At 60.4% G+C, this 16683-nt stretch carries 16 protein-coding genes and 7 tRNA genes; 6 read left to right on the forward strand and 17 right to left on the reverse strand.

The features are described from left to right. Positions 1 to 312 (forward strand): BCCT family transporter (locus NAT23_RS08925; RefSeq protein ID WP_251927606.1); only part of this gene is annotated, 312 nt, incomplete at its 5' end. 220 nt (positions 313 to 532) lie between these two features. On the opposite strand, the gene NAT23_RS14765 is transcribed toward NAT23_RS08925, so the two are convergent. The 6 genes from NAT23_RS14765 to NAT23_RS08950 form a co-directional block, all read right to left on the reverse strand. Continuing rightward, positions 533 to 667 (reverse strand): hypothetical protein, encoded by a 135-nt coding sequence (locus NAT23_RS14765; RefSeq protein ID WP_286010004.1) that lies wholly within the window; start codon positions 665 to 667, stop codon positions 533 to 535. A gap of 60 nt (positions 668 to 727) precedes the next feature. After that, on the reverse strand, positions 728 to 1792 hold the full coding sequence (locus NAT23_RS14850) for an MmgE/PrpD family protein (protein ID WP_286010014.1): 1065 nt from the start codon (positions 1790 to 1792) through the stop codon (positions 728 to 730). 162 nt (positions 1793 to 1954) lie between these two features. Beyond that, positions 1955 to 2971, reverse strand: a complete 1017-nt coding sequence (proX, locus tag NAT23_RS08935) for a glycine betaine/L-proline ABC transporter substrate-binding protein ProX (RefSeq protein ID WP_251927608.1) — start codon at positions 2969 to 2971, stop codon at positions 1955 to 1957. Positions 2972 to 3050: 79 nt separating this feature from the next. Continuing rightward, a complete protein-coding gene (gene proW / locus NAT23_RS08940; RefSeq protein WP_251927609.1) occupies positions 3051 to 4010 on the reverse strand; it encodes a glycine betaine/L-proline ABC transporter permease ProW in 960 nt (319 codons plus the stop codon). Positions 4011 to 4101: 91 nt separating this feature from the next. Then, positions 4102 to 5262 (reverse strand): quaternary amine ABC transporter ATP-binding protein, encoded by a 1161-nt coding sequence (locus tag NAT23_RS08945; RefSeq protein WP_350028324.1) that lies wholly within the window; start codon positions 5260 to 5262, stop codon positions 4102 to 4104. A 289-nt stretch (positions 5263 to 5551) separates the two neighbouring features. Then, entirely contained in the window at positions 5552 to 6805 is a 1254-nt protein-coding gene (locus NAT23_RS08950; RefSeq protein WP_286010005.1) for an aromatic ring-hydroxylating oxygenase subunit alpha, read from the reverse strand. Positions 6806 to 7032: 227 nt separating this feature from the next. Here NAT23_RS08950 and NAT23_RS08955 point away from each other — a divergent pair, with 227 nt between their 5' ends. After that, on the forward strand, positions 7033 to 7956 hold the full coding sequence (locus NAT23_RS08955; RefSeq protein WP_251927611.1) for a LysR substrate-binding domain-containing protein: 924 nt from the start codon (positions 7033 to 7035) through the stop codon (positions 7954 to 7956). Between the two features lie 495 nt (positions 7957 to 8451). Here the strand turns inward: NAT23_RS08955 and NAT23_RS08960 are convergent. The 11 genes from NAT23_RS08960 to NAT23_RS09010 form a co-directional block, all read right to left on the reverse strand. After that, positions 8452 to 8539: transfer RNA gene (locus tag NAT23_RS08960), tRNA-Ser, on the reverse strand. Between the two features lie 77 nt (positions 8540 to 8616). After that, positions 8617 to 9204 carry a nitroreductase family protein gene (locus NAT23_RS08965; protein ID WP_350028325.1) on the reverse strand — a complete coding sequence of 196 codons (588 nt, stop codon included), beginning with the start codon at positions 9202 to 9204 and terminating at the stop codon, positions 8617 to 8619. A gap of 16 nt (positions 9205 to 9220) precedes the next feature. Next, positions 9221 to 10057, reverse strand: a complete 837-nt coding sequence (queF, locus tag NAT23_RS08970) for an NADPH-dependent 7-cyano-7-deazaguanine reductase QueF (protein WP_251927612.1) — start codon at positions 10055 to 10057, stop codon at positions 9221 to 9223. A gap of 21 nt (positions 10058 to 10078) precedes the next feature. Continuing rightward, positions 10079 to 10852 carry an ABC transporter permease gene (locus tag NAT23_RS08975; protein WP_251927613.1) on the reverse strand — a complete coding sequence of 258 codons (774 nt, stop codon included), beginning with the start codon at positions 10850 to 10852 and terminating at the stop codon, positions 10079 to 10081. Next, positions 10849 to 11793 (reverse strand): ABC transporter ATP-binding protein, encoded by a 945-nt coding sequence (locus NAT23_RS08980; RefSeq protein WP_251593673.1) that lies wholly within the window; start codon positions 11791 to 11793, stop codon positions 10849 to 10851. Before NAT23_RS08980 ends, NAT23_RS08975 begins: the two co-directional genes overlap by 4 nt. Positions 11794 to 12084: 291 nt before the next feature. Further along, positions 12085 to 12159: transfer RNA gene (locus NAT23_RS08985), tRNA-Gly, on the reverse strand. 34 nt (positions 12160 to 12193) lie between these two features. Next, a tRNA-Glu gene (locus tag NAT23_RS08990) sits at positions 12194 to 12269 on the reverse strand. 4 nt (positions 12270 to 12273) lie between these two features. Beyond that, positions 12274 to 12348 (reverse strand) — tRNA-Gly (locus tag NAT23_RS08995). 21 nt (positions 12349 to 12369) lie between these two features. Further along, positions 12370 to 12445 (reverse strand) — tRNA-Glu (locus tag NAT23_RS09000). Positions 12446 to 12448: 3 nt separating this feature from the next. Further along, positions 12449 to 12523: transfer RNA gene (locus tag NAT23_RS09005), tRNA-Gly, on the reverse strand. 25 nt (positions 12524 to 12548) lie between these two features. Next, positions 12549 to 12624: transfer RNA gene (locus tag NAT23_RS09010), tRNA-Glu, on the reverse strand. Positions 12625 to 12862: 238 nt separating this feature from the next. Here NAT23_RS09010 and msrB point away from each other — a divergent pair. From msrB to htpX, 4 genes are all read left to right on the forward strand, one after another. After that, the gene (gene msrB / locus NAT23_RS09015) at positions 12863 to 13261 is read left to right on the forward strand and encodes a peptide-methionine (R)-S-oxide reductase MsrB (RefSeq protein ID WP_251927614.1); all 399 of its coding nucleotides are present in this window, start codon (positions 12863 to 12865) and stop codon (positions 13259 to 13261) included. A 115-nt stretch (positions 13262 to 13376) separates the two neighbouring features. Then, a complete protein-coding gene (gene ylqF / locus NAT23_RS09020; RefSeq protein ID WP_251927615.1) occupies positions 13377 to 14285 on the forward strand; it encodes a ribosome biogenesis GTPase YlqF in 909 nt (302 codons plus the stop codon). An 88-nt stretch (positions 14286 to 14373) separates the two neighbouring features. Beyond that, positions 14374 to 15588 carry a pyridoxal phosphate-dependent aminotransferase gene (locus NAT23_RS09025; protein WP_251927616.1) on the forward strand — a complete coding sequence of 405 codons (1215 nt, stop codon included), beginning with the start codon at positions 14374 to 14376 and terminating at the stop codon, positions 15586 to 15588. Positions 15589 to 15729: 141 nt separating this feature from the next. Further along, positions 15730 to 16632, forward strand: a complete 903-nt coding sequence (gene htpX, locus NAT23_RS09030; protein WP_251593682.1) for a protease HtpX — start codon at positions 15730 to 15732, stop codon at positions 16630 to 16632. Positions 16633 to 16683: the final 51 nt, after the last annotated feature.

The raw sequence follows: 16683 nt of genomic DNA on the forward strand, positions 1-16683 counted from the left end.
ACCTACTTCATCACCTCGGCGGACTCGGGCACTCTCGTACTGTGCATTCTCGACAGCGGCGGTCACCAGGAGCCTCCACAGGTCATCCGGGTGCTATGGGGCGTCATCATCGCCTGCATCGCCGGCGCCCTGCTCTATGCCGGGGGACTGGAAACGATCCAGACCGCCTCGATCATCGCCGGCTTTCCCATCGCCATCTTCATCCTGGTGATCACCATCAGCCTGTATCGCTCGCTGCAGCATGAACCCATCGCCAAGGCGGTACCGGTCGCCCACCAGCCTCAGACGATGGAGCCCGAGCGCGGCGACTGATGCCTCATGCCTGACGCCCTCCCACCCAACCGAGGCCCGGCTCACGCCGGGCCTCGATCGTTGGAGCGGATTCTGGCTTTATTGGTGGTTCGCAAAAAATGCCGATGTTTTACGAGGCACCGACTGCCTGCTTCAGCCTCTGTTTTGTCACGATAACCTGCGTACGAAAAAAAGGCCGCATCGCATGCGGCCCAACGTCAAATGCCATCCTATCGCGGCCTCAGGCCTCAAGCACCAGGTCCAATAGTGCGGCGCAATCCTCAGCCTGCTCAAGCGTTTCAACGGCCTCGATGATGGCCGCGAGACGCTCATCATCCAGGCGTTCGCCGGCCAGATCACGGAACTTTTCGAGCATATCAGCTTGCGACAGGGGCGACTCAGGATCGCCTTTGGCGGTAACGGTATCGCTGGAGAGTCACCTTCCGTTCTTGAATGTCAGATGTACGCGGGACAGGATCTCTGCCGGAAAGCGTGCCGAGAGATCAGCGACTTCGACGATTTCAATACGTTGGCTGAGTGAGAGGATCTGTTCATCATGCAGTGCCTCTCCGCTAACCTCACAAGCCCCGAGGCGGCCACGAATGATCATCGCCGCTAGCGGGAAAGCCAGCCCATACTGAGCCTCATCCGAACTAGCTGGAGCATGGCCTTGAAGTCGCATCGACTCATGTAAGGTCTCGACTCGAATATGCTCAATCGCATCGGCCTCGATACCCTCAGGGCACGAGGACATCATCTGACTGACAGCGGTAAGAGCAGGTTGCGCCCAGCGACAAACCGGCCAGAGTTTGAAGTACTGGGCATCGATCTCCCAGCGCTCCCCGAGATCCATCCAGAAAGGCGCCATGACTTCGTCTTCGACCATGCTGGCCGGAGCACCGGTCAGACTGGCCTGTGCCAGGATCAGAGCGTTGACACCGCTGAAGGCACCAGCCCCGTGGGCGTCACGCAGCATGCTGGGATAATCGATCAGCCGCATCATCGGGCAGCGCGGCCCAAAGTACTCGGCGATCCCCAGAGCATGGCGAAAGGGAGCCTCATCCAGCCCCAACAGCCTTGCCCCGGCGCATACCACGCCCACGCCAGAAAAGGCACCGGAGGCATGGTAGTCGTGCGTCGTTGCCATCAAGGCACTACCGGCCCGCAGTGCCGACTCGTAACCGATGCACAGGGCACTCAGGAACTCCTCGCCGCTGATCGTCCGCCCTCGTTCCCGGCAGGCATCGACCAACGCAAACAGGGCCGGCACCACGGTGGCCCCGGCATGCCCCTTGGAGGCGAAATGACCTTCGTGAGCGTCGATGCTATCGACGCAGAATCCTCCGACCCATGACGCTCCAAGGAGATGCGCCTGGCGCCCGTTGAAAAACAGCCGGCTGGCTAGCAACCCTGGCGGATAGTGTTCGAGCGCATAGCGGGTCAGCGCACGCGTGGCGAGGGTATCCCGAGCCGCCGCGGCGATGCCCAGGATATCCAGCAGGCTTCGTTTTAAGGTTTACTGGGTCGAATGAGGTAACTCCGAAAAGTGAAAATGCCGTTGAAAGGCAAAGAGCGACATCATAAGAGCCCTCTCTTCCCCTGCCACCGCAGGAGATGATCGCTGAAAACTGCCGGTGCCCGGTGCAGACACCGGCCGAGAGGCTTACTCCGCGGCGGCGCGGGCTTCAGCCAGCCATTCATCGAACTGTTCGCGGTGTGCCTCGACCCACTGCTCGGCATGGCGACGGATGTCTTCCTGGCTGCTCTCGCCTTGCTGCATCTTCAGGTTCTGGGCACTCTCGGCATCGACGCTGATCGCCAGATGGGAAAGGAACTCGCGGGCCGCCGGATTCTCCTCGGCGAAGTCGCGGTTGAGCACCGCCTTGATGGTGTCGACAGCGAAGCCGAGGTTCTTGCCCTTGTATTCGGTGTCGACGTCGTTGTTGCCGTCCGGCAGGTCGGTGTAGGGCACCTCCAGCCACACCACGTCCTCGCCCGATACCAGCTCGGCGGTGATCCACTGCGGCACCCAGGTGAAGTAGAGGATCGGCTCGCCCTGCTCGTAGCGGGTGATGGTGTCGGCCATCAGCGCGAAGTAGGAGCCACGGTTCTGGGTGACGGTATCCATCAGGTCGTAGGCGGCCAGATGGTGATCGACGGTGACCTCGCAGCCCCAGCCCGGGTTGCAGCCGGTCATGTCGGCCTTGCCGTCGCCGTTGGTGTCGAACAGCGCGGCGATCTCGGGGTCGCGCAGATCGTCCAGCGAGTCGATGCCGTATTCCTCGGCGGTCTTCTTGTCGATCAGGTAGCCCTGGATGACGCCGTCCATGACGTCGCCGACCTTGACCATGGTGTCGTCACCGCCGGCCCGCTGGTAGAAGCTGTCGTGCAGGTTGTCCCAGAGGTGGACGGTGAAGTCGGCGTCGCCGTAGGACAGCGCCATCATCATGGTCGGATAATCGGTCTCCTTGGGCTGTTCGACCTCGTAGCCCAGTTCCTCCAGGCCGATCACCGCCACCTGGCCGCGGAAGTGCTCCTCGGTGATGGTCGGGAAGATCGGCGTGACCGTGACGCCTTCGCCCGGCTGCTCGGCGGCGAAAGCGCCGGCGGCGGGCAGCATGCCGAGGACGGAGACGGCCAGGAGGTACCCCCAACGGGACTTGCGTTGCTGTGACATCATGATGCTGTTCCTGTTGTTGTCATGCATGGAGTGTCATGCGGGTCGAAAGCGCCTGCTGCGCGGGCGGCAGGCGCGGCGGTCAACTCTGCTGCTCGGCCTGCGGCTTGATCTTGCCGATGCCGAACAGGCCCAGGAAGAGGCCCAGCGGGCCCTTCTGGAACCAGCGGCGATGGTCGCCGGCCACGGCGCTGCGCTCGCCCATCGCCTGGGTCAGGCGGTCGAGGAAAATGGCCAGCAGCACCAGGCCCAGGCCGCCCACGGTGGCCAGGCCCATGTCGAGGCGACCGATGCCGCGCAGCACCATCTGGCCCAGGCCGCCGACGGAGATCATCGAGGCGATCACCACCATCGACAGCGACAGCATCAGCGTCTGGTTGAAGCCGGCCATGATGGTCGGGGTGGCCAGCGGCAGCTGCACGCGGCGCAGCATCTGCCCCGGGGTGCAGCCGAAGGCGCGCGCGGCCTCGATCTTGTCGGCCGGCACCTGGCGGATGCCGAGATTGGTCAGGCGCACCAGCGGCGGCAGCGCGAAGACGATGGTGACCAGCACCCCGGGCACGTTGCCGATGCCGAACAGCATCACCACGGGCACCAGGTAGACGAAGGCCGGCAGCGTCTGCATGGCGTCGAGCACCGGGCGCACCGCCTTCTCGAGCCGGTCGTGCCGGGCGCACAGGATGCCCAGCGGCACACCGAACAGGCCGCAGAAGAAGACCGCGGTCAGCACCAGCGACAGGGTGGTCATGGACTCGGACCAGACGCCAACCAGGCCCAGCAGGATCAGCGTGAAGGCGCAGAAGATGCCCATGCGCCGCCCCGCCACCTGCCAGCCCAGCAGCGAGCCGAGCAGGATGCCGATGGTCGGCGGCACCGACTGGAGCAGCCCCTCGATGCCGTTGAGCACCTGATCGATGGGCCAGCGCACGGCGCGGAACACGCCGCGGAAGTTGTCGACGAGATACTGCAGGCTGGCCTCCACCCAGTCGCCGAGCGGGACATGGAGGACCTGGAAGGGGTCGAGAATCGTCAGTTCGGACATGCGGCCTACTTACCCTCTTGTCGTGTTCTTGCTTGTCGTTGTTGTGTCGGTCCGCGCGGAACCGTGGCGCCCGGGCGCCGGACGCACCGCCTCAGTGATGGCTGAGCGACTTGAGGATCGCGTCCTTGCTGAGCGTGCCGTGCAAGACGCCTTCCTGGGTCAGGACGGGCAAGGGATAGGGCACGGAGGCGGCGATATCCAGGACCTCGTGCAGGGGGGTATCGAAGGTGATGGTGCGCAGCTGATCGGGCGCCAAGGTCCTGGGCGACGCGCCCTCCCCGTTCACGGTGCTGTCGATCAGGCCGACGAAGCGATGGTCATCATCGGTCACGAAGGCATAGGGCGCGGGCGGCGCGACTCCGGGCTGCGGCTCGCCGACCACGACCTCGGCATCGAAGCGCGCCACGTCGCCGGCTCGCAGCACCTTGGAGGAATCTACGCCCTTGAAGAAGGCTTCGACGTACTCCGAGGCGGGATTGTTGAGAATCTCCTGGGGCGTGCCGACCTGCACCACGCGGCCGCCTTCCATGATGGCGATGCGGTGGCCGATGCGGATCGCCTCGTCGAGGTCGTGGGAAATGAAGATGATAGTGCGCTGCTGTTCGGCCTGGAGGCGGATCAGCTCGTCCTGCATCTCGGTGCGGATCAGCGGGTCGAGGGCCGAGAAGGCCTCGTCCATCAGCAGGATGCTGGGGTCGTTGGTGAGCGCCCGGGCCAGGCCAACGCGCTGCTGCATGCCGCCGGAGAGCTGGTGGGGAAAGCTATATTCGTGGCCCTTGAGGCCGACCTGCTCCAAGGCCTCGCGGGCGCGACGGTTGCGCTCCTGCTCGCCGACGTCGGAGACAGCGAGGCCGAAGGCGGCATTGTCGAGTACTGTGAGATGCGGCATCAGAGCGAAGGACTGGAACACCATGCTCATGTCCCTGCGCCGCACGCTGAGCAGCTCCTTGTCGGTCAGCCCGGTGATCTCGTTGCCGTTGAGAAATATCTTGCCGGAAGTCGGTTCAATCAGACGGTTGAACAGGCGCACCATGGTCGACTTGCCGGACCCCGACAGCCCCATGATCACGAAGATTTCACCCTTTTTCACCGAGAAGCTGGCATCGAAGACGCCGACGACCTGACCAGTCTCCTGGAACACATCGTCCTTGTTCTTGCCCGCCTCGAGCATCTCCATAGCCTCGCCTGGCCGCGTCCCGAACACCTTGTAGATATGCTCTACCGACAGGATCTCGTCTCCCAATTCCATCATTCACCTCTCACTATTATTGGACTTATTGTTGCGCAGAAAGGGGACATACTTGGTCTTAATCAACGCTATCCCCAATCCAAACATCGCGTCTAACGACCTTTCATATGTCCAATAGATAACTTTTCATTATGCCCCCTCACCAGAGGCTCGGGCTATAGACATAAAAAAGCCCCCTCCCCCGAAGACGGGAATGGAGGGGGCAAGATGATGATAACTGAGGAAGCGACAGGATGGACCGACGAACAGTACTATCCCGATTTAAGCGATTGCCATCATTGTTGCAGGAAACTCATGAATTCAGCTTTTTTTTCATCGTTTCGCAGTACCAGTCATCGAACTGGCAGACACCATTCTCGGCCAGATCGGAATACGGGCCCGGCTCGTAGGCTGGCGAGATCACGCCCGCCTGAGTCGCCTCGACGAGCTGGCGATCCTGATCATTGGTCGCTAGCCAGACACGAGTCAGGTGATCGAGATCATAGTCGATGCCTTCCTTGGCATCCTTCGGCACCAGCCACTTGGTGGTGACCAGTGTCTCGTGCGGGCCAAGCGGCAAGATTCGGAAGCTCAGGGCATGGTCACCAAGAAAATGATTCCAGGTGTTGGGATAGTGGAAATAGAGCAACGCGCCAATATCTTCCACACCACTTTCATCCAGGCGGCGAGACACGGCGGGCTTACCGTCCATCGTGTAGCTGACGGCCTTCGATGACAGCGGTATGCGCGTCATGCGGTACTGACCGGACTCTTCATCCATCGCCATACGGCTGGGCAGCCCTGCCGCTTCACAGCGATCCCAGAACGCTTCTAGCTCAGGGTCACCGGCATCGGCCACGCCTGCCACCGACAGGTTTTCGACGAAAGAATTCATCAGCTCGGGATGCGAGCCGTCACAGTGATAACACTCGCGGTTGTTCTCGAAGACCAGCTTCCAGTTACCCTTCTCCACCAGGTTGGACTCATAAGCCACCTTACAGTTTTCCAGTCCATGGGGGGCGACGAACGGCGTGACGGCCTGACGAAACGGTTCGAAGTCGGGCGCCGTCTCGGCCACGCAGACAAAGACATAGCTCTCGACCACCTCGCAGTGGGCGGGCTTCAGGCCGTGGTTGCTGGTATCGAAATCGCTGCCCATGTTACCGGCAAACAGCAGTTTTCCATCCAGGTCGAAGGTCCACTTGTGATACGGGCAGACCAGCTTGGCGGACTTTCCGCTGGCGGCTTGGCAGACCTTGGAGCCACGATGCCGGCAGGCATTGTGAAAGGCGCGAAGCTCACCATCCGCGCCACGAACGACGACGATCGGGTAATCGCCGATCTGCAGGGTCAGGTACTGTCCCGGTTTTTCCAGCTCAAACGTATGCCCAGCGAAGATCCACTCCTTGTGCCAGAGTTGCTCCAGGTCATCGCGATACACCTTGCCATCGGAGTACAGCTCGCGGGGAAGCGCATGACGGGGCTTGCGTTGCTGGACGACGTCCAGAGTCTTGATCTTGTTAGTCACTGTTATCGACTCCTGCTGCTTGTTCGAATGCTCTGCCATGGGCTCCCTAACGATCACAAGTCGCGGGGCATCGCCTATCGCCTGCAGAAACTTTCGAGTAGCCTAGGTAAAGCGGTTGACCGTCTTGTTCGTTGGTTGACCGTCTTGTTCGTTGGTTCACCGAGTCTAGGTATCTCGTCACCTGGACGAAATTAACTTTTTATTCAGAATGTTGATGACCTCCCGTTATGACCAAGCACACCGATCCTGACCAAACCCTGATCAAGATGCCCTCGCTGCGAGCCGTCAAGGCCTTCGTCGCGGCTGCCCGCTATCAGAACTTCACCCGCGCGGCCGAGGCCCTGTGCGTCACCCAGGCCGCCATCAGCCGACAGGTCAGGGAGCTAGAGAGCTATCTGGGAACACCGCTCTTCCGGCGGGCGGGACGCTCCGTGGAGCTGACCACGGCAGGCTCGATCTTCTTCGACGCCGCCCAACTGTCGTTCATCAATATCGCTCAGGCAGCGGGACGCATCCGCCAGGATCACCGCACCAGCGCCAGACGATCGCTGACGCTATGTTGCTCACCCGCCTTCTCGGCACAGTGGATGTCGCACCGTCTACCCGATTTCTTCAGCACTCATCCGGACATAGACCTCAATCTGGTGACGACTCAGAACTTCCTGTCTCTGGAGCCCGGCGCGGATCCCGATATCTTCGTCACCAAGATGTCTCGGGTGCGAGACGGCTACCGCAGCTTGCCGCTGTTTCACGACGTCATTTATCCGGTATGCACACCGGCCTTTCTCGAGGCACATCTTGAGGCTGGCACCATCGAGGGACTACGCGATGGCCTCCTGCTCAATCTCAGCCCCTATGGCCGCTCCCAGGTGGCCGAACACGTCGACTGGGGTGTCTGGCTCGCTATTCATAACCTGGATATCGAGGATCGGCCCTACGACCGCCCTCACTACTTCAATGCCAACGACTACAACCTGCTGATTCAGATGGTGCTTAGCGGCCAAGGCGTGGCGCTGGGCTGGGATCACCTGGTCGGCCCTCTCGTCGAACAGGGTCGACTCGTCAGGCCCGTCGAGCAGGAAGTGGTACTGGAAGAGACCCGACACTACCTGGCCTATCGGGAGGACAAGGCCGACGACGAGGCGCTGATCCGCTTCCGCGACTGGTTCCTGACCCAGGCTAATCCCTAACCAACTTGGGGTGTCGAGGGGCGACTGATCATGACCTCTCGCCTAACAGCCGCTGAGGCGGCCGCCAGCGACGCGCATCAAGCGCTTGCTGCGCTGCTCGCCGTACACTAGTAGCAAGCCCCCTCTAAGTGCAGCAGTTCCAGGCAAGCCTGACGCTCCTGGGTGCCAACTCCAGTGCTTGCATGCCCGCGTCGTGGATGCACTCGAAGAGGAAGCTGTCATCACTAATCTCCAAGCCTCGTGCTCATAACACTTAGGCCGACAGTACCTGAGAGAAGTACTGCTGTCATGCCTGAATTAGGATATGGCTGGGGGAGATGGCGGCAAGAAACTCAAGAGAGGCGAGGGAAAATCGAGGTGCACAACGGGACACACTGTCCAATAGAGCCTTGAGAGGACCAGTGAAAGCCAGACGCAAAGTATGGGCTGGAGTATGGGCTGAGGCACGATAGAAAATAAAAAAGCCGCTGAAATCAGCGGCTTTCTCAAGATTCGTGGCGGAGGGGGAGGGATTCGAACCCTCGAAGCCTTTCGACTTACACACTTTCCAGGCGTGCTCCTTCGACCACTCGGACACCCCTCCGCATTTTTTGCCCTGAACGGTTGCCCCTTCAGAACGGCGCACACTCTATCGCGTTCAACGCGCAATTGCAAGGCGCGTCATGCACTTGGCCACGACTCGACAAAATCCTCGAGCGAACTCGGGGTCAGGTCCCGCATTCGACCGGCCGGTTGCCCCACATAAACGAATCCGATCAGCACGTCGTGCTCGCCAAGGCCAAGACCTTTGCGAATGACCGAATGGTGGGCGTAGGGGCCTGTGCGCCACATCGCGCCAAGGCCTTGGGCGTGCGCGGCCAAGAGTATGGCGTGGGCCGCACAGCCGGCGGAGAGCAGCTGCTCGGAATCGGGGATCTTTGGCTGACCAGGCTTGATGGCGGCGACCACCGCGATCACCAGTGGCGCCCTGAGCGCCTTGGCGCGGGTGGCCTCGGAGCGCCGAGCATCAACGTCCGGGGTGTCGGCCCGTTCGGCCTCGGCCAAAAGATCGCCAAGCTGGCCGAGCGCGTTTTCACCGCGAATCTCGATCAGGCGCCAGGGAGTCAGCGCGCCATGATCCGGCGCCCGAAGGGCCGAGCGGTAGAGCGTCTCAATCTGCACCGCCGTCGGCTCAGGCCAGGCGAGCTTACCCATGGACTGGCGCTCGAGAAGGAGGGTCAGTGCGTTCATGTCATCGGTTTCGGTCATTGCCTTCCCTAACCTGTCACTGGCGCACGAGCCGGATAAGCTCTGGCGCCGGGTGGCCCTGCGTCGCCCGCCATGGGCTTATGTCGAGCCCGCCGCGGCGTACGTAGCGCGCCATGACCAGAAGCGATTCAGGCGCGGCATGTGTCATCAGGTCCATGAAAATACTTTCGACGCAGTGCTCATGAAATTCCTGCTTGCTGCGGTAGGAAATCAGATAGGCAAGAAGCGCCTCATGATCGAGCGCCGGCCCGCGGTATTGAATCAGGACGCTGCCCCAGTCGGGCTGACCGGTCACGGGGCAGTTCGATTTCAACAGATGCGAGTAAAGCGTTTCTTCGGCGTACTCGGGGACGGTACGAATCAGACCGGCGTCGGGCTCATAGTTCGCGACCTCGATATCAAGCTCATCCAGACACACTCCCGGAAGCGCACCAGGGGCCATCAGGGCGTCATCAACACCGAACAGGGCCACGCCGACCTCTTCACCAGCGGCGTGGCTTAAATCGCGCTCCAGGCACTCGCGCACTTCGACCGTGCTGCCAAAGCGGGTCTGGTTGAAGCTATTGAGATAGAGCTTCCAGGATTTGGACTCAATCAGACGCGGCGAATGCGCCGGCACGCTGAATCGCGCGATGGCCACCACCGGCTTGCCACGGGCATTGAGCCAGGAAAGCTCGAAGGCCTGCCACTCGTCGACGCCGATGAACGGCAGCGCACTCTCCTCGATGCCGAGCGGGCCGCGATTGCCGGCGCGCTCGATTGGAAAGAGCAGCGTCGGGTCGTAGCGGTCCGGGTACTCGGAGACCTTGCCAAGCGGTGATGTCACCGGCTCACTTGAACTGAAAACACTCACGAGAACGCTCCTTGCGCAAACTCAGCTTCGAATGCCCTGACCACGTTTCAGCAGCCACAGCGCCAAGATGTAAAAAACGACGATGAACATGGAAATCGCGGCGATCGCCCCACCGGCATCGATGTCGGACACGCCCAGAATGCCATAGCGGAACGTGTTCACCATGTAGAGGATCGGGTTGATCATCGAAATGTTCTGCCAGAGCTCGGGCAATGTGTTGATCGAGTAGAACACACCGCCCAGATAGGTCAGCGGGGTCAAAACAAAAATCGGCACGATCGAGATGTCATCGAACTTCTTCGCAAGCAGCGAGTTGATAAACCCGCCGATCGAGAACAGCACCGCCGTCATCAGAACCACCAGCATGGTCAGAAACGGATGATGCACCTGAACGTCGGTGAAAAAGAGCGACACGCCGGTGACAATCGCACCGACCGCCAGCCCGCGCGCCACACCACCGACGATAAAGCCCAGCAGGATCACCCAGTCCGGCATCGGCGACACCACCATTTCCTCGACGCTTCGCTGGAACTTGTTCGAGAAAAACGAGGACGCGACGTTCGAGTAGCTGTTGGTAATGACCGACATCATGATCAGCCCCGGCACGATGTAATCGATGTAGGGCACGCCGTCCATTTCGCCAACGCGGGCACCGATCAGGTTGCCGAAGATAATGAAGTACATTGTCATGGTGATCGATGGCGGCAGAAGCGTCTGTGGCCAGATCCGCATGAATCGGCGGATTTCCTTGGTCACGATGGTAAAGAACGCGACCCAGATCTGTCGCATGCTCATGAGCGAATCTCCCCTGCCTGATTCTGTTCGGCGACCAGATTGACGAACAATTCCTCGAGCCGGTTGGCTCGGTTGCGCATCGACACAACGTCAACGTGTGCGTCGTTGAGCGCCTTGAACACGTCGTTCAAACGCTGACCTTTCTTGACCGAGAGCTGCAGCTGGCTGTCGTCGTGAGCCACCCGCTCGAGCCCTTCTATATCCGGCAGCGCCTCGACCGGCCCGGAGACATCGAGAATGAAGGTTTCGGTGTCGAGTTCGGCCAGAAGCTCGCGCATGGTGGTGTTCTTGACGATTTCACCGTGATTGATGATCGCGATGTTGCGACACAGATTCTCGGCTTCTTCCAGATAATGTGTGGTCAGGATGATGGTGGTGCCCTCTTCCCGATTGATCCGACGCATGTACTCCCACATGCTTCGACGAAGCTCGATGTCGACCCCGGCGGTGGGCTCATCGAGAATCAGGAGTTTGGGGCGATGGATCAGCGCGCGCGCAATCATCAGGCGTCGCTTCATCCCACCGGAGAGCATCCGGGCGACATTGTCGCGCTTGTCCCAGAGCCCCAGGTCTTCAAGAAGCTGACGCGCCCGCGGGCGCGCTTCGCGCATCGGCATGCCGTAGTAGCCGGCCTGAGTCAGCACGATGTCATAGACCTTCTCGAACTGATTGAAGTTGAACTCCTGAGGCACGACGCCCAGGTGGTATTTGGCCAGCGAAAAGTTGGTGTCGATGTCGACCCCGAACACCTTGACCTGCCCTGCGGTCTTGTTGACCAGCGAGCAAACAATGCCAAGCGTCGTGGACTTTCCGGCGCCGTTGGGGCCGAGCAAGGCGAAGAAATCGCCCTGGGGAACGTTTAAATCGATGCCTTTCAGCGCATGAAAGTCATTTCCGTAGACCTTGGTCAGTCCACGGATGGAAAGTGCCGGTTCGGCCATGAAAGCATCCTATTGTTCAGTCGAGCGCACATCACACGCCGGGGAGGATAAGGTGGGCAGCCTACGCTGAAACGTTCTCCCTTGATTGACTGCGCGTGACGGATAGCCTATCGAAATACGATGGGTGCAAAGGATAGCACGCAAACCAAGCTTTAAAAGGCGCGGTTTCGGTATCTGCCAATCAGATCAAAACCATGATGAGATCAAAACTATGGGGACAAAGAATTCCCGGCTTGAGGGCGGGTGCCTTTCTTACGCATGCTTTCGCACAGTACAAGAGGGGTGACCGGCTGGAGCGGGAAAGGAGATTCGAACTCCCGACCCTCGCCTTGGCAAGGCGATGCTCTACCACTGAGCTATTCCCGCATGCTTAAGCTGGTCGAACTGGCGCTGGTCAAGATGGCGTCCCATAGGGGGTTCGAACCCCTGTTACCGCCGTGAAAGGGCGGTGTCCTAGACCACTAGACGAATGGGACGCATTGGAGCGGGAAAGGAGATTCGAACTCCCGACCCTCGCCTTGGCAAGGCGATGCTCTACCACTGAGCTATTCCCGCTTGTTTTGACCTGGATCTGGATGGCGTCCCATAGGGGGTTCGAACCCCTGTTACCGCCGTGAAAGGGCGGTGTCCTAGACCACTAGACGAATGGGACACATGGAGCGGGAAAGGAGATTCGAACTCCCGACCCTCGCCTTGGCAAGGCGATGCTCTACCACTGAGCTATTCCCGCAGATCCAAACTCTCAAGCTTCAAGTTGGCGTCCCATAGGGGGTTCGAACCCCTGTTACCGCCGTGAAAGGGCGGTGTCCTAGACCACTAGACGAATGGGACGTGGCTCTCGGCTCATCGAGTGGCGCGCATATTACCCACGGGCCGCTCTGGTGTCAACACTTTCATCACTTTAAGTCTTTCAAATCAGTGACCATACTCCTCTTACACCAAGAGCCAGCGCGGCTGACACCAACAGCGAACGCGCCTGACGTTGGCAACCGGCCGCACCGCCCGGTACCTACGCCTTTTTCGTCACGGCTCGACCATCATCTCCGACGCACCACATGAGGTCTTTTGCATGGATAAGGTCAAGAAAACCGAACAACAGTGGCGTGAGCAGTTGAGTGATGCCCAGTACCACGTCACCCGCGAAGCCGGCACCGAGCGCCCCTACACCGGCGACTATCAGGTCACGCCGGGCCACGGCATCTATCACTGCATCTGCTGCGGCGCTCCGCTTTTTGAAAACGAGCACAAGTTCGAATCGCACTGCGGCTGGCCGAGCTTCGACCGGCCACTGGCCGATGCCGCCGTCGAGGAACACCACGACACCTCTCACGGCATGCGCCGTATCGAGGTGACCTGTCGGCGCTGTGACGCGCATCTGGGGCATGTATTTCCAGATGGGCCGCACGACACCACCGGCCTTCGCTACTGCATCAATTCGGTCGCACTCGACTATCATCCGGCGGAATGAGGTCCACCCGGCAGAATAGGGATCGGCCGCTGGAATAATCCGGCGGCTCGCGAAACTCTGGTACCATGCCCGGCATCGATCTGCCCTTTTCAATGAGCAATTCAAAGGACACGTTATGCTGGGCTGGTTCCCCGGACACATGAACAAAGCGCGCCGCCAGATCAAGGAGGCGCTGCCTGAAATCGACGTTGTCATCGAAGTCCTCGATGCGCGCCTGCCCTACTCCAGCGCCAACCCGATGCTTGCCGAACTGACGGTGCACAAGCCGGTACTCAAGATCCTTTCCCGCGCCGATCTCGCCGACCCTGCGCGCACCCGCGAATGGACCGATTATTTCGATGCCCAGCCGGACACCCGGGCGCTGGCCATCACGACCACCCAGACCCGCGAGCTGAAGCCAATTGCCAAGCTTTGCACCGAACTTGCCGGCCACATTCGCGAAGACCGCGATGTGCGCGTGATGGTGATGGGCATTCCAAACGTTGGTAAGTCCACCCTGATCAACGGCCTCGCCGGGCGCAAGATCGCCAAGGTCGGCAATGAGCCTGCCGTGACCAAGCGCCAGCAGAAAATTCGCATCGGCAATCGCATCGCGCTTACCGATACGCCGGGGGTGCTGTGGCCCAAGATCGAGGATCAGGACAGCGCCTTTCGCCTGGCCGCCAGCGGCGCCATTCGAGATACCGCACTTGATTACGTCGAAGTCGGCACGGTAACGGCCGGCGAGCTCTTGAAGCGTTACCCCGAGGCCCTCAAGGCCCGCTACAAACTCAAGGACGCAGAGCTTGAAAGTGGCGATGCGGTGGTGGCCGCCATCGCGCGAAGGCGCGGTGGGCTCAAGGGCGGCGGTGAACTCGATCTGCACCGCGGCGCCGAGGTGCTCCTGCACGAGCTTCGCCATGGCACGCTCGGGCGCTTGACGCTTGAGGGCCCGGAAGACATTCGGTCGCTCGAGGAGCTTCGAGCCGAGCGGGAAGCCGCCAAGGCCGCCGAACAGGGCGACGCGGCACAGAAGCGCGACTGACTCTTTTTTTGGCGCAAATGATCGCGGTATGCTGACTTAACGCGTACCGCGCGTTCGATTCCAGCCATCAACTTGTGAACGACATTCCATGCCAACCCCGATCCGCAAGTCCCATAAGCTCGACAACGTCTGCTACGACATTCGGGGGCCCGTCCTTGAGCACGCCAAACGGCTCGAAGATGAGGGCCATCGAATCCTCAAGCTCAATATCGGCAACCCGGCACCGTTCGGTTTCGAAGCGCCCGAGGAAATCCTTCAGGACGTAATGCGAAACCTGCCGACGGCGCAGGGCTACAGCGACTCAAAAGGGCTTTATTCGGCGCGCAAGGCGGTCATGCAGGAATGTCAGCGCAAGAACATTAAAGGCGTCGGGGTCGAGGACATCTTCATCGGCAACGGCGTCTCGGAGCTGATCACGATCTCGCTGCAGGCGCTTCTGGATGACGGCGACGAAGTGCTGGTGCCGATGCCGGATTACCCGCTCTGGACCGCCGCCACCAATATGGCCAGCGGCCACGCCGTGCACTACGCCTGCCGGGAAGAAAACGACTGGGAGCCGGACGTCGAGGACATTCGTGCCAAGATCACCTCGCGCACCAAGGCGCTTGTGGTGATCAACCCCAATAACCCGACCGGCGCGGTCTACAGCGACCACGTACTTAAAAACATTCTGGCCGTTGCCCGTGAGTTCGGTCTGATCGTGTTCTCCGATGAAATCTACGACAAGATTCTCTACGACGGCACCGAACACACCTCGACGGCGTCTCTGGCAAACGATGTGTTCGTGATCACCATGAATGGGCTCTCGAAGAGCTATCGCTGCGCCGGGTTTCGCTCCGGCTGGATGATCCTTTCCGGCGAGCGCCGCCACGCCCAGGATTTCATCGAAGGCCTCAACATGCTGGCCTCGATGCGCCTGTGTGCCAACGTGCCGGCACAAAACGCGATCCAGACCGCACTTGGCGGCTATCAGTCGATCAATGATCTGGTACTGCCCGGCGGGCGGCTGCTTGCACAGCGTGACATGGCGTGGGAAAAACTGACCGCCATTCCAGGCGTCACCTGCGTCAAGCCCAAGGGCGCGCTCTACATGTTCCCACGGCTTGATCCCGAGGTTTACGCCATCGAAGACGACCAGAAGCTGGTGCTCGACCTGCTGCTTGAAGAGAAGATGCTGCTGGTTCAGGGCACTGCATTCAACTGGCCCTCGCCGGATCACCTTCGAATCGTGACCCTGCCCTGGGTGGATCAGCTTGAAGAGGCCATCGACCGCCTCGGACGTTTTCTTGCCCGCCGTCGCTGACGCCTAAAGCGGTGCTTAATGACCGCTTGAAACCTTTTGTGACGCGCCTTATCTAAACAGATAGTCTTACTGGATGGATAGTCTGATACAAGGCGCGCACACGCCTTCGTCCTTGACCGTGATCGAAAGGAGCTCCTCGCCATGATGAGGATTGTACTGTTTCTGGCCACCAACCTGGCTGTCGTGCTGGTTGCTAGCGTGACACTCCAGCTGCTGGGTGTTCAAAGCTATCTGCAAGGCTCGGGCATCAACCTGACAAGCCTGCTTATCTTCTGTTTTGTCTTCGGCATGGCCGGCTCGCTGATTTCACTTCTGATGTCGAAGTGGATGGCCAAGCGCAGCACCGGCGCCCACATCATCACCCAACCGCAAAACGCCACCGAACAGTGGCTGGTCGATACCGTGGCCGAGCTTTCCCAGGGCGCGGGCATCAAACCGCCCGAAGTCGGCATCTTCCCGGCGCAGCAGTCAAACGCCTTTGCCACCGGCTGGAACAAGAACGACGCGCTGGTGTGCGTCTCGGCGGGCCTTCTCAACAACATGCGACAGGAAGAAGTGCGCGCGGTTATCGGCCATGAAATCGGCCACGTCGCCAACGGCGACATGGTGACCCTCTCGCTGATTCAGGGCGTTTTGAACACCTTCGTGATGTTCTTCGCACGTATTGCCGCCCACCTGATCGACAGCTTCCTGCGTCGTGACGACGAAGGCGGTGGTCTGGGCTTTTTCGGCTATATGGCGGTGGTGTTCGTGCTCGAGATCGTGTTCGGCATCGCCGCCTCGATCATCGTTGCCTGGTTCTCGCGCTGGCGTGAATACCGCGCCGATGCCGCCGGTGCCCGTCTGGCCGGCTCCGGCGCGATGATCAACGCCCTTTCGCGCCTGAAGCGTGAACACGAGCTGCCCGACCAGATGCCGGAAAGCCTGACCGCGTTTGCCATTACAACCGGTCAGACCCGTAAACTGATGGAGCAGCTTTTTGCCAGCCACCCGCCGCTGGATCAGCGCATCAACGCGCTGAAAGAGTCCGCATACCGTCAGTAATCCGGCAACACGCCTCGTGAAAAAGCGCCCTTCGGGGCGCTTTTTTTATAG

Origin of the sequence: Larsenimonas salina (assembly GCF_023736155.1) — a bacterium.
Lineage (GTDB): Bacteria > Pseudomonadota > Gammaproteobacteria > Pseudomonadales > Halomonadaceae > Larsenimonas > Larsenimonas salina.

What these genes read in the sequence shown, in the direction of transcription:
- NAT23_RS14765 (WP_286010004.1), bottom strand. Translation starts at nt 667, where the DNA reads ATGCTCGAAAAGTTCCGTGATCTGGCCGGCGAACGCCTGGATGATGAG.
- proX (WP_251927608.1), bottom strand. Translation starts at nt 2,971, where the DNA reads ATGATGTCACAGCAACGCAAGTCCCGTTGGGGGTACCTCCTGGCCGTC.
- proW (WP_251927609.1), bottom strand. Translation starts at nt 4,010, where the DNA reads ATGTCCGAACTGACGATTCTCGACCCCTTCCAGGTCCTCCATGTCCCG.
- NAT23_RS08945 (WP_350028324.1), bottom strand. Translation starts at nt 5,262, where the DNA reads ATGATGGAATTGGGAGACGAGATCCTGTCGGTAGAGCATATCTACAAG.
- NAT23_RS08950 (WP_286010005.1), bottom strand. Translation starts at nt 6,805, where the DNA reads ATGGCAGAGCATTCGAACAAGCAGCAGGAGTCGATAACAGTGACTAAC.
- NAT23_RS08955 (WP_251927611.1), top strand. Translation starts at nt 7,033, where the DNA reads ATGCCCTCGCTGCGAGCCGTCAAGGCCTTCGTCGCGGCTGCCCGCTAT.
- NAT23_RS08965 (WP_350028325.1), bottom strand. Translation starts at nt 9,204, where the DNA reads ATGACCGAAACCGATGACATGAACGCACTGACCCTCCTTCTCGAGCGC.
- NAT23_RS08975 (WP_251927613.1), bottom strand. Translation starts at nt 10,852, where the DNA reads ATGAGCATGCGACAGATCTGGGTCGCGTTCTTTACCATCGTGACCAAG.
- NAT23_RS08980 (WP_251593673.1), bottom strand. Translation starts at nt 11,793, where the DNA reads ATGGCCGAACCGGCACTTTCCATCCGTGGACTGACCAAGGTCTACGGA.
- msrB (WP_251927614.1), top strand. Translation starts at nt 12,863, where the DNA reads ATGGATAAGGTCAAGAAAACCGAACAACAGTGGCGTGAGCAGTTGAGT.
- ylqF (WP_251927615.1), top strand. Translation starts at nt 13,377, where the DNA reads ATGCTGGGCTGGTTCCCCGGACACATGAACAAAGCGCGCCGCCAGATC.
- NAT23_RS09025 (WP_251927616.1), top strand. Translation starts at nt 14,374, where the DNA reads ATGCCAACCCCGATCCGCAAGTCCCATAAGCTCGACAACGTCTGCTAC.
- htpX (WP_251593682.1), top strand. Translation starts at nt 15,730, where the DNA reads ATGATGAGGATTGTACTGTTTCTGGCCACCAACCTGGCTGTCGTGCTG.